Source organism: Sinorhizobium sp. B11 (assembly GCA_039725955.1).
Lineage (GTDB): Bacteria > Pseudomonadota > Alphaproteobacteria > Rhizobiales > Rhizobiaceae > Rhizobium.
In genome coordinates this window covers 323,646-341,405 of sequence record CP091033.1, presented here as the reverse complement: position 1 = coordinate 341,405, position 17,760 = coordinate 323,646, and the positions used below count along the sequence as shown (strand labels likewise).

Sequence of the window (17,760 nt, the reverse complement as noted above, 5' to 3'; positions counted from 1 at the left end):
GCGAACGAAAGAAATAAATAGTCTATAGATTTAATAGAGAATTCGACACTCTTCCCGTTATCGCCTCCTGACATTGCAACCTTAAACGGGAAACATCAACGATGACATTGGCAAAAACTCTGGGAACGGTTGCGCTCGGCCTCCTCTCCCTTGGCACGTTCAGCAACGTTGCAGCGACAGAGGCAAGCGCACCGCTGCTTGACAAAGTGCCGCCCGGGACGGTTCTGACGATCGGCGATCCCGTGACACAGAAGGCTCTCGAGGTTTCCGGCCTCGCCAAGGAACTCACCTTCGAGGTCAAATGGGCAAATCTCAGCGGTGGCCCCCAGACATCCGAAGCCTTCCGCGCGCATGCACTTGATGTCGGCTCCGTAGCCGAAATCCCGTCGATCTTTGCAACCTGGAACAACCTGCCGGTCCGCAACATCGCCTATCGCGAACGGAAGGACCCGACTGCCAATCCAATCTACCGTTTCGGCATCGCGCCTGGCGTCGATGTCAAGTCGCTCGCAGATTTCCGCGGCAAGCGCATCGCCTTCAGTCCCGGCCAGGCCCAGGGTACACTTGTGCTTCGTGCGCTTCATTCCGCAGGCCTGACGAAGAAAGACGCCACACTGGTCGAACTGCCGAGCACCGGCGACGTCTATCCGAAGGCGCTCGCCAGCAAGCAGGTCGATATTGCGCCGCTCGGCGGCGTCAATATCCGTCGCTACGTCAGCCAGTATGGCTCCGATGGCGCGAGCCTGATCGAGCACGGACTTCGTGACGACCCCTCCCACCTCTATGCACCGCAATGGGTGCTGGACGATCCCGCAAAGGCGGCCGCCCTGGCCGAATACGTCCGCCTCTGGGCACGGGCAACCGAATGGGTCGATCAGAACCCCGAGATCTGGATCAAGGAATATTATATTGGCCAGCAGGGTCTCAGCCGCGAGGATGCCGAATTTCTCGTCAAGCTCTCAGGCACCCAGGTCATTCCGGATAGCTGGGCAGACGTGAAGAAGCGCCATCAGGAAACCATCAACCTCCTGGCTGACGAGCTTGGCTACAAGCCCTTCGACGTCGAACAGATCTTCGACAACCGCTTCGAAAAAATCGCTGCTGGCGCCCTGCCAAGAAGCCAGTGATCACGTGCGCCGTTCCATAGCGAAGAGAGGAGATCGCAAGCATGGCAACCACCTGGGATGCAGATAACGTCAAGACCTCACGGCGAGCGCCGCGCGAGAGCGCCGGCATAACAACCACTGCAAAACACGCAGCCTCCCGCGCTCGCCGTAGGCTCGGTCCCGGACGCGAGATACCGTTCGGACTTCAGATCGGCCCGGCATTGCTGGTGCTTGCCTGGATCGCTGGATCGACATTCGGATGGATCGATCCGCGCATTCTCTCTGCCCCCTGGACGGTCATCGAGGCCTTTGGTCGGTTGATCGCCGAGGGTCGCCTGCAGGATAATTTCTTGACGTCTGCGACCCGTGCACTGCTGGGCCTCAGCATCGGCCTCGTCATCGGCACGGCTCTCGCGGTTATCGCCGGCCTATCACGCATCGGCGAAGCGCTGATTGACGGGCCAATCCAGATCAAACGCGCGATCCCGACGCTGGCGCTGATCCCGCTTTTCATTCTGTGGTTCGGGATTGGCGAAAGCATGAAGGTCACGACCATCGTGCTTGCCGTCATCATCCCCATCTACATCCACACCCACAACGCACTGCGCAGCATCGACAGCCGCTACGTCGAGCTCGCCGAGACGCTGCGCATGAGCCAGAAGGACTTCATCTTCCAGGTGGTACTGCCCGGCGCCCTGCCCGGCTTCCTCCTCGGCCTGCGCTTTGCCGTCACGCTCTGCTGGGTGTCGCTTGTGGTGGTCGAGCAGATCAATTCCACTAGCGGCCTCGGCTACATGATCGATCTTGCCCGCACCTATGGCCAGACCGACGTCATTCTCGTCGGCCTCGTGGTCTATGTGCTGCTCGGCCTCGTCTCGGACGGTCTCGTCCGCCTGCTCGAACGGAGGGTCCTGTCATGGCGCCGCACTCTGGCCAACTGAAACCCGCGGTCCGCGTCGAAAATCTCGTGCGACGTTTTGCGGCGAAGACGATCCTCGACAGTGTGGATCTCGATATCGGTGAGGGCGAATTCGTGGCCCTGCTCGGGAAAAGCGGATCAGGCAAGAGCACTTTTCTCAGAGCCCTTGCCGGCCTCGATCATGAGGTCGAGGGAACGGGGACGCTCGAGACCCCGGAAAGGCTTTCGGTGGTCTTTCAGGATGCCCGCCTGCTGCCCTGGCGCACGGTCATTCAGAACGTCACGCTCGGCCTGCCGGGTGAAACCGGACAGGAAGCCGGACGCAAGGCCCTCGCCGAAGTTGGTCTCAAAGGACGCGAAACTGCCTGGCCGAACCAACTGTCCGGCGGCGAACAGCAGAGAGTGGCACTTGCCCGCTCGCTGGTGCGCGAGCCGGCCCTGCTGCTGGCTGACGAACCCTTCGGCGCGCTCGATGCGCTGACCCGGCTGAAGATGCATGATCTCTTGCGGGAGCTTTGTGCAAAACACCGCCCCGCCGTCCTGCTCGTCACCCATGATGTCGATGAGGCGATCTCGCTCGCCGACCGGATCCTGGTGCTCGACGAGGGCCGCTTGGTGGAGGATCTGCGCATCGACCTGGCCGTGCCTCGCGACCACGGCGACCCGCGCTTCGCACAGATCCGAACCCGGCTTCTGAGCCGGCTCGGGGTTGATGCCCCCGGCCGCCGCGCCGCCTGAAACCAACGGAGATCGTCATCATGGCAAGTCAGAAAAGACAGATACGGCTTGGCGCGTTCATCATGGCAACGGGCCATCATATCGCCGCCTGGCGCCACCCGGATGCGCAGGCCGATGCCGGCTTGAATATCGATCACTATCGCGACTTGGTTCAGACGGCGGAACGCGGCAAGTTCGATCTCGTTTTCGTTGCCGACAGCCCTGCCGGCTGGGAACGCGCAAAGGATCCGGAAGCCCTGCGCCGCACAGCGCAGGGCGCCCATTTCGAGCCGATCACCCTGTGGGCGGCGCTTTCGCAGGCCACAAGCCATATCGGCTTCGTCGCGACCGCCTCCACCACCTACGAAGACCCTTATCTGCTCGCCCGCAAATTCGCCTCGCTGGATTATATCTCCAAGGGACGTGCGGCCTGGAATGTCGTCACCACGGGCGCTGACGTCTCCAAGAATTTCTCTATCCCCGGCCACCCGGCTCATGCCGATAGGTATGCAAGGGCCGAAGAATTCGTCGATCTGGTGAAGGGCTTATGGGATTCCTATGAGGACGATGCCTTCATCCGCGACAAGGAAAGCGGCGTCTACCTCGATCCTGACAAGGTGCATCAGCTGAACCACAAGGGTCAGTTCTTCAGTGTCAGCGGACCGTTGAATGTCGGCCGCCCGGTTCAGGGCTATCCAGTCATCGTCCAGGCCGGTGCATCGGAGCCCGGGCGCGAACTCGCCGCACGCACTGCCGAGATGATCTTTACCGCCAATCAGACACTGGAAGACGCTCAGGAATTCTACTCGGACGTCAAAGGACGTCTTGCCCGCTACGGGCGCAGCCCGGACGAGCTGCTGATCAGCCCTGGCATTTTCCCGGTCCTCGGCGGTACGGAGGCTGAGGCCAAGGCGAATTACGACTATATCCAGTCGCTCGTCCACCCCTCGGTCGCCTGGAATATCCTGGCACGCCACTACAAGGGCGTCGATCTCACCGGTTATTCGCTGGACGATCCGGCCCCGCCGCTTCCAGACAGCACCGAACTCAACAAGAGCCGCCTCAAGCTGGTCACCGATCTGGTTTCCCGCAACAACATGACCCTACGCGAGTTCTACCTGGCGGTCGCCACTGCACGCGGCCACCGCACGGTGGTCGGCACGCCGGAACAGGTGGCGGACGCGATGCAGGAATGGTTCGACAATGGCGCGGCCGACGCCTTCAACATCATGCCGCCGATCCTGCCGACCGGACTAACTGACTTTGTCGATCAGGTCGTGCCGATCCTGCGCAAGCGGGGCCTGTTCCGTGAAGAATACGAGGGCGCGACACTGCGCGAGAATCTCGGTCTTCACCGCCCGCCGAACGGCCTGGCGCTGAGGGTGAAAGAAAGCGAAGAAAGCAGGGCGGCGGGGTAATCCATCGCCAAGGAGATACGGAGTGGCTCGCGGAAAACCCCAGCCGCCCGTTCCAGATAATTCGATAATAGAGAACCGCGGGTATATTGCATGACCAGCAATCCGGAATTCCTTTGGTATATCCCCAATGCCATCAAACCCGGCCACCGCGGCGATTCCGCCGTTGAAAGCCACAACAGCCTGGAAACGCTGACGAGCCATGCCAGGGCTCTCGAAGAGCACGGCTGGAAGGGTGCGCTCATCGGCACAGGCTGGGGCCGTCCGGACACCTTCACCGTTGCAACCGCACTTGCGGCGCGGACGACGACCTTCGAGCCTCTGATTGCGATCCGTCCCGGCTACTGGAGGCCGGCGAATTTCGCTTCGGCAGCAGCCTCGCTCGATCACCTCACCGGTGGGCGCGTGCGCGTCAACATTGTTTCCGGCAAGGACAATCTGGCGGCCTATGGCGACAGCGAAGGCGATCAGGCGCATCGCTATGCGCGCACAAAGGAATTCATGCGGCTGGTGCGAAAACTATGGACGGAGGAAACCGTCACCTATGCAGGCGAGCACTTCGGGGTCACCGAATCCACCGTGGTGCCGCGCATCGAGGCCCGCGGTGAGCGTCGCCATCCGAAGCTCTACTTCGGCGGCGCATCGGAGGCGGCCGAGCGCGTATCGGCCACCGAAGCCGACGTCCAGCTTTTCTGGGGCGAACCGCTCGATGGCGTGCGCGAACGGATCGACCGTTTGAAGCGGCTGAGCCGCGATCTCGACCGCGACCTGCCGCCGCTTCAATTCGGGCTGAGGATTACAACCTTGGTCCGCGACACCACCGAAGAGGCCTGGGCCGATGCCGAAGCGAAGGTTGCGGAAATGGCTGACAATAGCGGTGTCGGCTGGCACGATCACCAACGGGCTGTCGCCGTAGGGCAGCAGCGGCTGCTCGATCTTCATCAGCGCGGTGAAGTGCTCGACGACAATCTATACACCGCGCCGGGCAAATTCGGCGGCGGCGGCGCGGGCACGACCTGGCTCGTGGGTTCCGCCGAGGATGTCGCACGCTCGCTGCGGAAGTACCAGGCGCTCGGCATCACCCATTTCGTGCTCTCCGACACGCCTTATCTCTCGGAGATCAAGCGGCAAGGGAACCACCTGCTGCCGCTGCTAAAAGGCTCCGTGCCATCTGCTGACGCCCTGCCGGAAACGCGCAAAGCTACTGCCGACGTACTCACCTGAATGCACCCGGTCGTCTGCGACCGGGTGCAAACTGCAACAGATGATTGGGCTGGCAGGATTGAGATCGTCATCTCAATGGGCGCCCGCGCCTCCGCCGGCCTGCGGTTTTTTCGTGAGAAGCAGAGCAACTGCTGCCAGCGCGAGCACCACACCGATGACCGCGAACGTATCGCTGAAACCCATGATCAGTGCCTGACGTTTGACGATCTGGCCAAGAGCGACGATCGCCTTCTGCGATGCGACGGCCGGATCGGTGACACCGTGCTGGGTGAAGTAGCCTGACAGCTGGGTCAGGCGATCGCGCACCTCGTCACGGGTCAAGGTGATCGACTGACCGATGATATTCGAGTGGAACTGCTCGCGCTTCGTCAGGATGGTGCCGAGCGAAGCCGTGCCGACCGCACCACCGAGATTGCGCAGCATGTTGGTGAGGCCAGAGGCGGCGGCAGCGTCTGCCGGTGCGATGCCGGCCGTGGTGATGGCGGTGATCGGCGTCAGAACGAGCGCCTGGCCTATGGCACGCACTATATTCGGGATCCAGAACTGGTCGCCGGCATTGTTGGCCGAAAGTGTGATGTTCATGAAGCAGCTGATCGCGAAGATCGAGATGCCGAGGAAGCCTATGTAGCGCGCGTCGAACCGCTTCATCAACACAGGCACCAGCGGGATGAGCAGGAGCTGCGGCAGACCGGTCCAGGCGAGTACGTTGCCAATCTGCTCGGCATTATAGCGCTGAACCTGGCCAAGATATTGCGGCAGGATGTAGACGGTGCCGAAGAGTGCGACGCCAACCAGCACATTGACCAGCACGCCGATACCGAAATTGCGCTGGGTAAGCAGGCGCAGCTTTACCAGCGGCTTCTTGACTGTGAGCTCGATCCAGATGAAGGCGGCCAGGAAGACGAAGGCCACGATGGCGAGTTTGACGATGAAGGGCGAGGAGAACCAGTCGTCCTTGTTGCCCTCTTCCAGCACGGTCTGCAGCGCCGAAAGGCCGATTGCCATGGTGACGATGCCGGCCCAGTCGCCCTCCTTCAGGAGGTGAAGCTGCATCGGCTGCTTTTCAAGCGTCAGAGCGAGAGCCGCCGCCATGAGGAGGCTCGGGATGGTGTTGATGAAGAAGATCGTCTGCCAGCCGTAATTCTCCGTCAGGTAGCCCCCGATCGTCGGGCCGATGGCCGGGGCGAAGGTGACCGACAAGGCAAAGACGGCAAGGCCAAGCGGCTGCTGGTTCTTCGGCAGCTTGGTCAGCACCATGGTGAAGGCCATGGGGATAAGCACGCCGCCGGCAAAGCCCTGCAGGCCGCGCAGCAGGATCATCGTGCCGAGATCATGGGCGAAGGCACAGGCCATCGAGAAGAGCGGAAAGAGGATGGAATTGACGAGGATATAGCGGCGGAACGAGAAGACATTGCTGAAATAGGCCGTCAGCGGGATGACGACGATCTCGCCGATCAGGTAGGAGGTGGAGATCCAGGCGCCGTTATCGACACCTGTGCCGATGCCGCCCTCGATATCGAGAAGCGAGGCATTGGTGATCTGGATATTCAGGATCGCCATGAAGGCGCCGATCATGCCGGCGAGAACGGCGATCCAATCCCTTGTGCTGGCCTTGGTGCTGGCACCCGGCTGCGGGATGGCACCTGATGTTGTTGCGATACTGGACATGACACGATCTCCTGCCCCTTCGCTTAGTTGCCGCTAGCATCGACCTTGGTGTCGATGCTCGGCTGGACGGACATGCCGGGGCGCAGATCGCCCTTTTCGGCAGCATCGCCATCAAGCACGATCTTTACCGGGATACGCTGAACGACCTTGGTGAAGTTGCCGGTGGCGTTGTCGGGCGGCAGCAGCGCAAATTCCTGGCCGCTTGCCGGCGACAGGCTGTCGACATGGCCGTGATAGGTGCGGCCCGGGAACATGTCGACCTCGATAGCGACGGGCTGGCCGGCATGGACATCGGTCAGCTGTGTCTCCTTGTAATTGGCCACGATATAAGCAGCCGTCGTCGGCACCACAGCCATCAGCTGCGTGCCGGCCTGGACATATTGACCGACGCGCAGCGTACGGTTGCCGACCGTGCCGTCGATCGGAGCGACGATCGTCGCATAGGAGAGGTTGAGCTCGGCCTGCTGTGCGACAGCCTGATCATGGGCAAGCGTTGCCTTGGCCTGGGCAAGTTCGGCATTCAGAAGCTCGACCTGCTTGGTTGCGGCGTCGAGAGCCGCCGTATCCCGAACGATCGTTGCCTGGGCAGCCGCAATCGCGGACGCTGCCTGCTGGGCCGTCTGGACCGGGGCATAACCGTTGGTGGCAAGGTTGGTGTAGCGCTTGTTGTTCTGCTCGGCGAAGGTCTCGTTGGCCTTGTCGACATCCAGCGTGGCGCGAGCGGCGGCAATGGTCGACTGCTGGATGTCGAGCGAAGCCTGCTTGGCATTGACGGTGGCTTCGGCAGCAGCGACATCGGCTTTCGCCTGGTCGAGCGCAGTACGAAAATCCCGGTCATCGATGCGGGCAAGCGGCTGGCCGGCCTTCACTGTTTCATTGTCGCTGACGAGGACCTTTGAAAGATACCCTGAGACCTTAGGAGCGACCGTCGTGCTGTCTGCCTTGACATAGGCATCATCGGTGGAGACTTCGAAGCGCCCGACCGTCCAATAATCGTGACCATAATAGGCAGCCGCAGCGACGATGGCGATGGCGGCCACACCGAGCAGCAGGGAACGGCGAACACGTTTACGACCCGGCGCTTCCGCAGCCGGAGCGACGGGCTCAGCGACACGCGGCGTCTTGCCGGCATCAAGGCTCGCAGGCATGGCTTCCGCTGTCGTTTCGGTGACCGGCCCATCGGCCGTGGCGGCGTTGTTGTTCAGGGCATACAGCTTCTTGGCGGACATCGTCACTCTCCTTGTGGAAGGTCGCCGTCGTCTCGGCTGCGGCCTTGAAATTCGGCTCAAGTCCAATTTAGGAAACTTGATATTTTCCAAAATATGAGTTAAAAAGGAGAAGTCAACAAGAATTTGGAAAATCACGATGGTCCAAAATCACGATATTGAGAAGAAGCCACGTGGCAGGCCGCAGGTGCGTTGTGACGAGGATACGCGCGGCGTGCTCATCGAAGCCGCCAACAAGCAGTTTCACGAGAATGGCTATGCCGCGGTCAGCATCGCCGCAATCGCCCAGGAAGCCGGCGTTTCGACGAAGACGCTCTATCGCCTGTTCCCTACCAAAGCAGATCTGTTTTCCGAAATGGTCTCGAATCGCACGGAACGCTTTCTCATGGCGCTCGATCCCGGCACGTTAGCAACGGCCGAACTCCGCCAGGGGCTGGAACGCATGCTGATGGCCTACGGCATGCTGACGCTTTCGCAGGATACGATCACGATTACACGCCTCGTCATCGGCGAATCCGACCGCTTTCCCGAGCTCGCCAGCTCTTTCTACGACAAGGCGATCATGCGCACCAACGCGTCGATGGAAAACTGGCTGCGCCGTCAGGTGGAACACGGACTGATCAAACTCGAGGACCCGCACGCCGCTTGCGGCATGCTGCGCGGGATGATGATCATGGAGCCCCAACGCGCCACCATGCTGCGCCAGCTGCCGCCGCCGAATATCGAGGAGATCGCTTCGAGGGCGAGAATGTGCGCCGATATTTTCCTCAGGGGGTGCGCGGCTTATGATAGCGCGGAGCATATCCACGCGAAGAACGCCGACGGCTGAAATACCGAGCACTCGCCGAATTGCCCGGTGCAATATCATGAAATCTATCTCGCGCCGGAGCACCGCCGCGAGGATCGCGACGGCATCCGGCGGAACTGCGCCACATCAGGCCGCGAGAACACCCGCTTTTTTCGCTGTCCAGGTGGCGATCAGGTCCATCAGGCCGGGCGAAAGGCAATCGTAAGGCTCAAGCCCAACCCCCTTGAGGCGCGAACGTACGTCGCCCATTTTGCCGGGATCGTATCCGCTTTCGATAATCGACGATACGAAGGCGGCAAAGCCGGGTGCCGCCCAGCCTTTCTCCTGGAACCGTTCTGGATGAACGAAGGAAAGGCCCTGAAAAGCATGGTCGCGCTCGACAGGCCCGTACATGTGGACCCCGCAATCCTTGCAGGCATGGCGCTGGATGAGCGCAGACGGATCGACGACCGCCAGCTTGTTTCCGTTCTCCAGAACCTCGACGTTGGCAGTCGGCGCCACGGCAACCACTGAAAAGACCGCACCCTTCGGCTTCCAGCACTTCGTGCAGCCACAGGCATGGTTATGGGCAATATCGCCCTTGACACGGACTTTCACCGGATTGCTCGCGCAATTGCATACGAGCGTGCCGCCGACAAATGACGCATCGGTCGCCCGGTATCCTGAATCCACGATTGGGTGGATCGCTACATTGTTCATGCGTTGTCTCCTTCCCTTCCTGGGCCGCGGCGGAATGCCGTGGCCAAGCCCTGTGTCACCGCGCAAACCCCTCGATGGCCAGCACGAGACCTCCTCCGGAAGAGAGTATATCACCACGCTACCGATATCGTCCGCCCCTCTTCTGCGCGTGAGAGAGGATCAGTCGCGCTTATGCGAGCGGACGTTCGAAAGCTTATCCGACGGTCGGCTCGAGGAGCACATCGAGTTGGGATGCGGGCTCATCGGTCGTGCTCACGCACTCCCGCAAACCTGTCTTTGCGTCAGGGTTTCGCGCGGTCAGGATGGGCTGCCTGGAAGGCTGGCAATTTGGCGCATTTGCCATCGATCTCGACGATCCGCTTGAAGTCGGACATGTCCACTCCCCAGCGGCGTGCATTGTATACCTGTGGAACCAGACAGAGGTCCGCCATCGTCGGTGTACGTCCAAAGCTGAACCGGTCGCCAGCCGGATCGATCATCGCCTCCAGCTTGCGAAGTCCGTCCGAGATGAAATGCTTCATCCATTCCTCGCGGGCGTCGCTCTTGTCCGTTACGGTCATGAGATGCGCCACGACATGCGTGTTGCATATCGGATGGATGTCCATGGCGACCGCGTATGCAAAGGCGCGCACTTTCTGGCGATCGGAACTATCTGCCGGCAGCAACCCGCATTCCGGCCGAAGCTCGGAAAGATATTCGATGATTGCCAGTGATTGAGTGAGAGTTGTCCCATCGATCACCAGTGTCGGGACGAGCCCCTGCGGGTTGAGCGCCAGATATTCCGGCTTCCTGTGCGCTCCCTCCAGCAGGTTGATCGGCACTGTTTCGTAATCGATCTCCAGGAGATTGAGCGCAATGCGGACGCGATAGCTCGCCGATGACCTCCAGTAGTCATAAAGAACGACGTTGTTCACTGCAGCTTGCTCCTCAAAGGACGATTCCGGCTGAAGGAATTATCGATATTTCTCGACGGTCTGCTCGATCGCCCCGAAGATCGAATGGCCGGCATGATCCTTCATCTCGATGCGGACCTGATCCCCGAACTTCATGAACGGGGTCTTCGGCGCCCCGGTTTCGATCGTCTCTATCATCCGTATCTCGGCGATGCATGAGTAGCCGTCCCCTCCATCTTCGACCGCCCTGCCCGCTCCGCCATCCAGCTTGTTGGAAACCGTTCCCGAACCGATGATCGTTCCAGCCACCAGATTGCGGGTTTTGGCGGCATGAGCGACGAGCTGGCCAAAATCAAACGCCATGTCGATGCCGGCATTCGCCTTGCCGAATGTCGTGCCGTTCAGGCTCACAAGCAGCGGCAGACACACCTTGCCGCCATCCCAGGCCTCCCCGAGCTCATCCGGGGTCACCGCGACCGGAGAAAATGCCGATGCCGGTTTGGACTGGAAGAAGCCAAATCCCTTGGCGAGTTCGTCCGGTATAAGGCCGCGCAGCGACACATCGTTGACGAGCACTACCAGACGGATGGCATTGCGCGCAGCTTGCGGGCCGGACCCCATGGCGACGTCGCCGGTAATGACGGCAACCTCGCCCTCCATGTCGATCCCGTAGCTCTCGTCAGCCATCACGATCGGATCTCGCGGCGCAAGGAAGCCGTCCGAACCACCTTGATACATCAGCGGATCGGTCCAGAAGCTCGCCGGCATGTCGGCGCCACGCGCCTTGCGCACCAGTTCGACATGGTTGAGATAGGCAGAACCGTCGGCCCACTGGTAGGCCCGCGGCAAAGGCGATGCGGCATCGTGCTCGTGAAACCGGATCGTGGGCTGTGCTCCTGCCTCGATGCCCTCAGCAATTTGTTCGAGCCTCGGAGCCACCTGCTCCCAATTATCAAGAGCTGCCTGCAGGGTGCGGGCAATGTGACTGACTTCGGAGCAGCGGGTAAGGTCGCGGGAGACGACGACAAGCCGGCCATCTCTCGTGGAGTCTTTTAATGTCGCGAGCTTCATATCCCGTTCCCGTACCGGAGGGTGTCTGACCTATTTGCGTGATGCCTCACTTGATACCGGGGGTTCCATCGAACTTGCGTTCCAGGCCGTCCCAGCACTCCATGTAATTGTCCTGCAGTGTTTCAAGCTCGGCTGCATATTTCGTCAATTGCTGCGGGTACCGGGTCTCAAACATGAAAGCCATGGTGTGATCCAGCTTCACCGGCTTGAGCTCGGAGTTGGATGCCTTTTCAAAGGCAAGTGCGTCTGGCCCGTGGGCGAGCATCATGTTGTGCAGGCTCATGCCGCCGGGGACGAAACCCTCCTCCTTGGCGTCATACTGCCCATGGATCAGGCCCATGAACTCGCTCATGATGTTGCGGTGATACCAAGGCGGACGGAAAGTGTGCTCGGCTACCAGCCAACGCGGTGGAAAGATCACGAAATCGACATTCGCCGTGCCTGCATCTTCGGTCGGGGCGGTCAGCACCGAAAAAATCGACGGATCAGGGTGATCGAAGCTGATCGCGCCAACAGGCGAAAACGTCCGCAGATCGTATTTGAAGGGGGCATAGTTGCCGTGCCACGCCACCACATCAAGCGGTGAATGACCGATATCGGTGACATAGAATTTTCCGCACCACTTCACATGGACGCGGCAAGGCTTTTCCTTGTCTTCGAAAGCGGCGACGGGTGTCTTGAAATCGCGCGGGTTCGCCAGGCAATTGGCGCCGATGGGACCTCGGTCCGGCAGGGTGAATTTCGCGCCGTAATTCTCGCATATATATCCGCGCCAGACCGGCTGTTCGCCACCTCTCAGAACCTTGAACATCATGCCGCGCGGGATGAGGCATATTTCCAGGGGTTCGACATCCATGATGCCCATTTCGGTGAACACCCTGATGGCACCGAGCTGCGGCACGATCAGCAGTTCACCATCGGCGTTGAAGAAGTAGTCATCCACCATGTCCTCATTGAAGACATAGGCATGGGCCGACATGCCCACCTGGGTCGTGACGTCGCCCGCCGTCGTCATTGTCCGAACGCCCTGAAGGAATGTCAGTTTCTCGGTCGGCGCGGGAATGGGGTTCCAGCGAAGCTGCCCGAGGGGAAGCGAATGTTCGTCCAGGCAAGGCGCGGTTTTCCAGAGCGGGTAGGAAACATTCGAAAAGCGGCCTGTGTGGCGTACACTCGGGCGAATCCGATAAAGCCAGGACCTTTCATTCGTCCCGCGCGGTGCGGTAAACGGCGAGCCGGAAAGCTGCTCGGCATAGAGACCGTAATTGCATTTCTGGGGGCTGTTCTGTCCCTGCGGCAGGGCGCCGGGAAGCGACTCCGTTTCGAAATCGTTGCCGAATCCCGGCATATATTTCAGCTTGTTCGCAATCACTGCTTCACCCTCGGAAGCCTGGATCGATGTCTGGTCCATTGCTCAACTCCTCCCCCCGAAAACTCTTGCAGCGCCGCGCATCTCTTCAGACGCGCGGGACAGCCCCAAGAGTTTACTCCGCCGCAGTCCCGATGACACCACGCTTGATCTGATCGGCCTCGATCGACTCGAAGAGAGCACGGAAATTGCCCTCGCCGAAGCCCTCGTCGCCCTTGCGCTGGATGAATTCGAAGAAGATCGGGCCGATGACCGTCTTGGAGAAGATCTGGAGAAGGATTTTCGTCATGCCGCCATTCAGCACGCCCTCGCCGTCGATGAGGATGCCATGCCTCTTCATGCGTTCGACGGGTTCGCTATGCCCATTCACGCGTTCATAAGACATATCGTAATAGGTCTCCGGAGGGCCTGGCATGAAGCGCAGACCATTGTCGGCAAGCCCGTCGGTAGCCTCGTAGATATCTTCCGTTCCAACCGCGATGTGCTGGATGCCCTCGCCCCTGTACTTCTTCAGATATTCCTCGATCTGGCTCGTGTCGTCCTTCGATTCATTCAGCGGAATGCGGATCTTGCCGCAGGGCGACGTGATCGCCCGGCTCACCAAACCGGTGATACGCCCATCGATATCGAAGAAGTGAATCTGTTTGAAATTGAACAGGTTTCGATAAAAATCCCACCACTTGTCCATGTTGCCGCGAAAGACGTTGTGGGTGAGATGGTCGAGATAGTAGAAACCGATCCCCTGGGGATGCGGATTACGCTCGCCAAGCCAATCGAACTCGGCATCGTAGGCCGATCCCTTTGCGCCATAGGTCTCGACGAAGTAGAGCAGCGAGCCGCCAATACCGACGATCGCCGGGACGTCGAGCGCCTTGTCGTCCCCTTCATAGGGCACTGCGCCTTTTGACACGGCGTGATCGAATGCGTGTCTGGCGTCGACCACGCGCCATGCCATCGACGGAGCGCAGGGACCATGCTCTGCGACGAAACGAGCGGCATGGCTGCCGGGTTCTGCATTCAGGACATAATTGATGTCGCCCTGACGCCAGACGGTAATGTCTTTCGTTTTGTGCTTTGCGACTGGGACGTAGCCCATGCGCGCAAAGAGTTCGCCCAGTTTCTCGGGCTCAGGATGGGCGAATTCGACGAACTCGAATCCATCGGTGCCGGCCGGGTTGTCGGCAGTGATTTCCGAGGGCGGCGCGTCATGTGGAAAAGGGCCCATTTTCTCCTCCTGGGAACTGGACTTCGATATGCAAAGTGTGGCGCAAAACGCATGCAAAGTTCTTGCATTCTTCACGCAAGAGGAAAAGATTATGCACACTTCGTGAGGATTTTTGAGGTTTTGCGCAATGGATGAACAGCTCGACAAATTGGATTTACGCCTGCTCCAGGAGCTTCAAAAAGATGGGCGGTTGACGAACAATGAGTTGGGCGAGCGGATCGCGCTTTCCCCCTCGCAATGCTCGCGCCGGCGCACCAGACTGGAGTCCGAGGGATATATTCGCAGCTACCGGGCCTATCTCGATCAACAGAAGCTGGGTCTGGATATGCTGGTGGTCATCTCCGTGACGCTTGCGACCCACAACAGGGACAATGCCCGCAGGTTTTCGCAGCTGATCAACGGATTGCCGGAAGTTCTCGAAGCCTATGCGCTGACCGGTGAAATGGACTATCACCTGAAGGTAGCGACCCGCGGGCTCGCCGACCTCTCGAAATTCGTCAACGACGTTCTGTTACCCCACGAGTCGGTGCAGCACGTGAAGACCTCGATCGTGCTCGACACGCTGAAAACATTCGAAGGCTTTCCGATACACATGCCGGGTCATTGACATCGCGACCGCACTCGGTGATCCGGCACCAAGCGTCAGAGCGGCAGCTCGGTCGAGAATTTCAGCTCGCGCAGCACGAAGCTCGATACAACCGTACGCACATGCGGGTTGCGCATGAGGTAGCGGGTCATGAAGGCTTCGTAGCCTTCCACGTCTCTCGCCCTTATCTTCAGCATGTAGTCGAAGGCGCCTGACAAGGCGTAGCACTCCATGATTTCTGGCCGCTCCAGCACCACCGAAGCGAAGGATGCGACCGCCTCTTCGTGATGATCCTCCAGTGTTACATGCGCGATGACGCAGAGCTTGAGATCGAGTTTTCCGGGATCGAGCAGCGTCACGCGCTTGCGGATGACACCGTCAGCCTCAAGCTCCTGGATCTTCCGCCAGGCCGAGCTCTGAGACATGCCGGCCTTTTCCGCCAGGTCTGCCAGCGAGAGGCTGCCGTCGGCCTGGACGAGTTGCAGAAGTTTACGGCGAAAATTCCCAGATTCTTTCATTTTTGGCAGCCTGCTCGGGAATATTTGCCGCCATTATGGCGACAGCCACCACGAAAGAAAAGAAAATCCTCCAAATCTGGGGGATAATGGCGTGGACGCCGTCCCCGCGAGGATCAGATCATGACCAAGGAAAGCAGCTACACCGCAAAATTGCCCGGGACCGATGGTCTATATGACTATAGCTCCGAAGAGGATGCAATTTGGGGCGAACTTTACCGGCGCCAGATGAAGCTGCTCGCCAATACGGCCTGCCGCGAATATCTTGATGGCGTTAAAATGCTGGGGCTCAAACCCGACAAGGTGCCTCAGCTTCTCGATGTGAACAGGCGCCTGAACGAGACCACCGGCTTCGGCGTGGAAGGCGTACCGGCGCTCATTCCGCCCTCGCGCTTTTATGAACTTCTGTCGCAAGGCAAATTCCCGCTCGCAACCTTCCTGCGCCGTCGCGAACATATCGACTACATCGAGGAGCCGGATCTGTTCCACGAGGTCTTCGGCCATTGTCCGATGCTCACCAACCAGAGCTATGCCAATTTCGTGCGACATTTCGGCGAAGCCGCCGTCCGCCTTGGCAAAGGCTATTCCTGGCATCTCTTCCGTATCTTCTGGTTTACCGTCGAGTTCGGCCTGATCAATACGCCGCAAGGCCGCCGCTGCTTCGGCGCAGGGATCGTTTCATCGCCAAGCGAAGCCAAGGCGGCAATGGAAGGCACGGCATGCGAATTTCGGCCATTCGATCTCATGAGCGTGCTGAGAACGCCCTACCGGATCGATATCCTCCAACCGATCTACTACGTCATCGACAGCTTTGCCGATCTTGAAGCGATCGTCGAACAGGATATCGAAGGCATGATCCTGAAGGCGAAATCGCTGGGCGATTTCGCGCCAGCTTTCGAAGCCAAAGCTTCGTGAAACGCTGACAATATGGCGGTGGCGAGGAGCGAGCTTTGGCCTTCCCTTCACCGATCTTCCAATCCTGGCAACGCTCAATTCGGTCCAGCTCAACCTCCCAGATGATCTTGCCCTGAGGCAACTGACGACCCGACGACGTCAGCGATGCTTCGCAAACGTCAATCGCTCAGGTCTGAAGCGCTCGCACCGGCCCGGTGGACTCGCGCAGAATGAGTTCAACCGGCCATAATTCGTGGATCTCCGTCGGCGAGCGCCCCGCGAGAAGCTGCAGGACAAGATCGGCGCAACGCGTACCAGCCGCACGCATCGACGACCGGGTAGCCGACAAAGATGGGGCCATGTTGTCGGCCGTCAGATAGGGAAAGACGTCATCGTGTGCGATGACCGAGACATCGCTGCCGATCTGCAGCCCCAGCGAACGCGCGGCCCGATAAATGCCGAGCGCCGTCATCATCGATCCGGCGACGAATGCCGTCGGCCGCTTCGGCTGTTCGAGAAATGAGCGTGCAAAGCGAAAACCGAGTTCGTCGGTAAAATTGCCGTTGGCGATCAATTGCGGATCGACGTCGATCCCGTAGCTCTGCAAGGCGCTGCGGTAACCGATGTCACGATGCAGAGCATAGGTCGCACCCTGGCGGCCATTGATCATCGCAATCCTCGTATGACCGAGATCGATCAGATGCGAAGTCGCACGGCGTACGGCTCCTTCATTGTCGATATCGAGCCAGGGGTGCGGCACGTCGATATCTGAACGGCCATGAACGAGAAACGGCATTCCCAACTCATGCAGCAAAGCGATGCGCTGATCGTTGGGTCGAGGCGAATGCACGATCATTGCATCCACCCTTTGGCTTTCCGCCAGCCGCCTGTAAAGCTGCATCTCTGCATCGGATTCTGGATTAGCCATCGGAATGACCAGAATATCGGTGTCTTCCGTGACAAGACGCTCCGCCATGCCCGCCATGAATTCCGCAAAGTGAAACTCGCCGGCGCGCCCCATGACAACGCCAATAGCGCCAACCCGGCCGGTTTTCAGCCTGACCGCATTGACGTTCGGTCTATAGCCCAGCCGCACGGCCTCTTGAACGACGCGGGCGCGCGTCACCTCGCTTACCTCGGGATAGCCACTGAGCGCGCGGCTGACAGTCGTGGGAGATAATCCAAGTTGTTTTGCGAACTCTTTGAGTTTCATTGACCGAAAAGACTTTCATCGCCTGCGCTGCCGGGCATCTATACCATCGGCCTCGCAAATTCCACATTCTATGCCGTCGACTATATTTTCTCAAATCGATTTCAATTTTATTCGCCGCCTAGATGACCGCCACCAGGCTCAGGAAATCACGACTCATGACTTCACCATTGATTTATAACGACATTTTGTATTGCTAAACAAGTACCGGTAGCAGC

Annotated in this window: 16 protein-coding genes and 1 pseudogene; 8 read left to right on the top strand and 9 right to left on the bottom strand. The window is 59.6% G+C overall.

All coding sequences use genetic code 11. The features are described 5' to 3' along the window. The first annotated feature begins 101 nt into the window (after window positions 1-101). The 5 genes and pseudogenes from LVY75_01560 to LVY75_01540 all read left to right on the top strand — a co-directional run bounded on the left by LVY75_01560 (window position 102) and on the right by LVY75_01540 (window position 5,315). A complete protein-coding gene (locus LVY75_01560) occupies window positions 102-1,127 on the top strand; it encodes an ABC transporter substrate-binding protein (protein ID XAZ20679.1) in 1,026 nt (341 codons plus the stop codon). Between the two features lie 41 nt (window positions 1,128-1,168). Next, window positions 1,169-2,047, top strand: coding sequence for an ABC transporter permease (locus LVY75_01555; GenBank protein XAZ20678.1), 879 nt, complete (start codon window positions 1,169-1,171; stop codon window positions 2,045-2,047). Beyond that, window positions 2,023-2,763 (top strand): ABC transporter ATP-binding protein, encoded by a 741-nt coding sequence (locus LVY75_01550; protein XAZ20677.1) that lies wholly within the window; start codon window positions 2,023-2,025, stop codon window positions 2,761-2,763. Before LVY75_01555 ends, LVY75_01550 begins: the two co-directional genes overlap by 25 nt. Window positions 2,764-2,783: 20 nt before the next feature. After that, window positions 2,784-4,160, top strand: a complete 1,377-nt coding sequence (locus LVY75_01545; protein ID XAZ20676.1) for an LLM class flavin-dependent oxidoreductase — start codon at window positions 2,784-2,786, stop codon at window positions 4,158-4,160. Window positions 4,161-4,250: 90 nt separating this feature from the next. Continuing rightward, a pseudogene (locus LVY75_01540) lies at window positions 4,251-5,315 on the top strand (LLM class flavin-dependent oxidoreductase). A gap of 138 nt (window positions 5,316-5,453) precedes the next feature. On the opposite strand, the gene LVY75_01535 reads toward LVY75_01540, so the two are convergent. Beyond that, window positions 5,454-7,049 (bottom strand): DHA2 family efflux MFS transporter permease subunit, encoded by a 1,596-nt coding sequence (locus LVY75_01535; GenBank protein ID XAZ20675.1) that lies wholly within the window; start codon window positions 7,047-7,049, stop codon window positions 5,454-5,456. Window positions 7,050-7,072: 23 nt separating this feature from the next. Continuing rightward, window positions 7,073-8,278, bottom strand: a complete 1,206-nt coding sequence (locus LVY75_01530; GenBank protein ID XAZ20674.1) for an HlyD family secretion protein — start codon at window positions 8,276-8,278, stop codon at window positions 7,073-7,075. A gap of 136 nt (window positions 8,279-8,414) precedes the next feature. Here LVY75_01530 and LVY75_01525 point away from each other — a divergent pair, with 136 nt between their 5' ends. Continuing rightward, window positions 8,415-9,104 carry a TetR/AcrR family transcriptional regulator gene (locus LVY75_01525; GenBank protein ID XAZ20673.1) on the top strand — a complete coding sequence of 230 codons (690 nt, stop codon included), beginning with the start codon at window positions 8,415-8,417 and terminating at the stop codon, window positions 9,102-9,104. Window positions 9,105-9,209: 105 nt separating this feature from the next. Here LVY75_01525 and gfa read toward each other — a convergent pair whose 3' ends face one another. The 5 genes from gfa to hppD form a co-directional block, all read right to left on the bottom strand. Beyond that, on the bottom strand, window positions 9,210-9,782 hold the full coding sequence (gene gfa / locus LVY75_01520; GenBank protein XAZ20672.1) for an S-(hydroxymethyl)glutathione synthase: 573 nt from the start codon (window positions 9,780-9,782) through the stop codon (window positions 9,210-9,212). Window positions 9,783-10,063: 281 nt separating this feature from the next. Next, window positions 10,064-10,696: a maleylacetoacetate isomerase gene (maiA, locus tag LVY75_01515; protein ID XAZ20671.1), complete on the bottom strand. Its 633-nt coding sequence runs from the start codon at window positions 10,694-10,696 to the stop codon at window positions 10,064-10,066. 39 nt (window positions 10,697-10,735) lie between these two features. Next, window positions 10,736-11,746 (bottom strand): fumarylacetoacetate hydrolase family protein, encoded by a 1,011-nt coding sequence (locus LVY75_01510; protein XAZ20670.1) that lies wholly within the window; start codon window positions 11,744-11,746, stop codon window positions 10,736-10,738. A gap of 46 nt (window positions 11,747-11,792) precedes the next feature. Beyond that, window positions 11,793-13,154, bottom strand: a complete 1,362-nt coding sequence (gene hmgA / locus LVY75_01505) for a homogentisate 1,2-dioxygenase (protein ID XAZ20669.1) — start codon at window positions 13,152-13,154, stop codon at window positions 11,793-11,795. Between the two features lie 73 nt (window positions 13,155-13,227). After that, complete coding sequence (hppD, locus tag LVY75_01500) at window positions 13,228-14,337, bottom strand: 4-hydroxyphenylpyruvate dioxygenase (protein ID XAZ20668.1); 1,110 nt, start codon at window positions 14,335-14,337, stop codon at window positions 13,228-13,230. Between the two features lie 127 nt (window positions 14,338-14,464). Here hppD and LVY75_01495 point away from each other — a divergent pair, with 127 nt between their 5' ends. Then, on the top strand, window positions 14,465-14,944 hold the full coding sequence (locus LVY75_01495) for an Lrp/AsnC family transcriptional regulator (protein XAZ20667.1): 480 nt from the start codon (window positions 14,465-14,467) through the stop codon (window positions 14,942-14,944). 35 nt (window positions 14,945-14,979) lie between these two features. On the opposite strand, the gene LVY75_01490 is transcribed toward LVY75_01495, so the two are convergent. After that, window positions 14,980-15,441 carry an Lrp/AsnC family transcriptional regulator gene (locus LVY75_01490; protein XAZ20666.1) on the bottom strand — a complete coding sequence of 154 codons (462 nt, stop codon included), beginning with the start codon at window positions 15,439-15,441 and terminating at the stop codon, window positions 14,980-14,982. Between the two features lie 120 nt (window positions 15,442-15,561). Between LVY75_01490 and LVY75_01485 the strand changes: the two genes are divergently transcribed. Beyond that, window positions 15,562-16,353, top strand: a complete 792-nt coding sequence (locus tag LVY75_01485; protein XAZ20665.1) for a phenylalanine 4-monooxygenase — start codon at window positions 15,562-15,564, stop codon at window positions 16,351-16,353. Window positions 16,354-16,519: 166 nt separating this feature from the next. Here the strand turns inward: LVY75_01485 and LVY75_01480 are convergent, their stop codons facing one another. Then, on the bottom strand, window positions 16,520-17,545 hold the full coding sequence (locus LVY75_01480; GenBank protein ID XAZ20664.1) for a substrate-binding domain-containing protein: 1,026 nt from the start codon (window positions 17,543-17,545) through the stop codon (window positions 16,520-16,522). Window positions 17,546-17,760 lie beyond the last annotated feature (215 nt).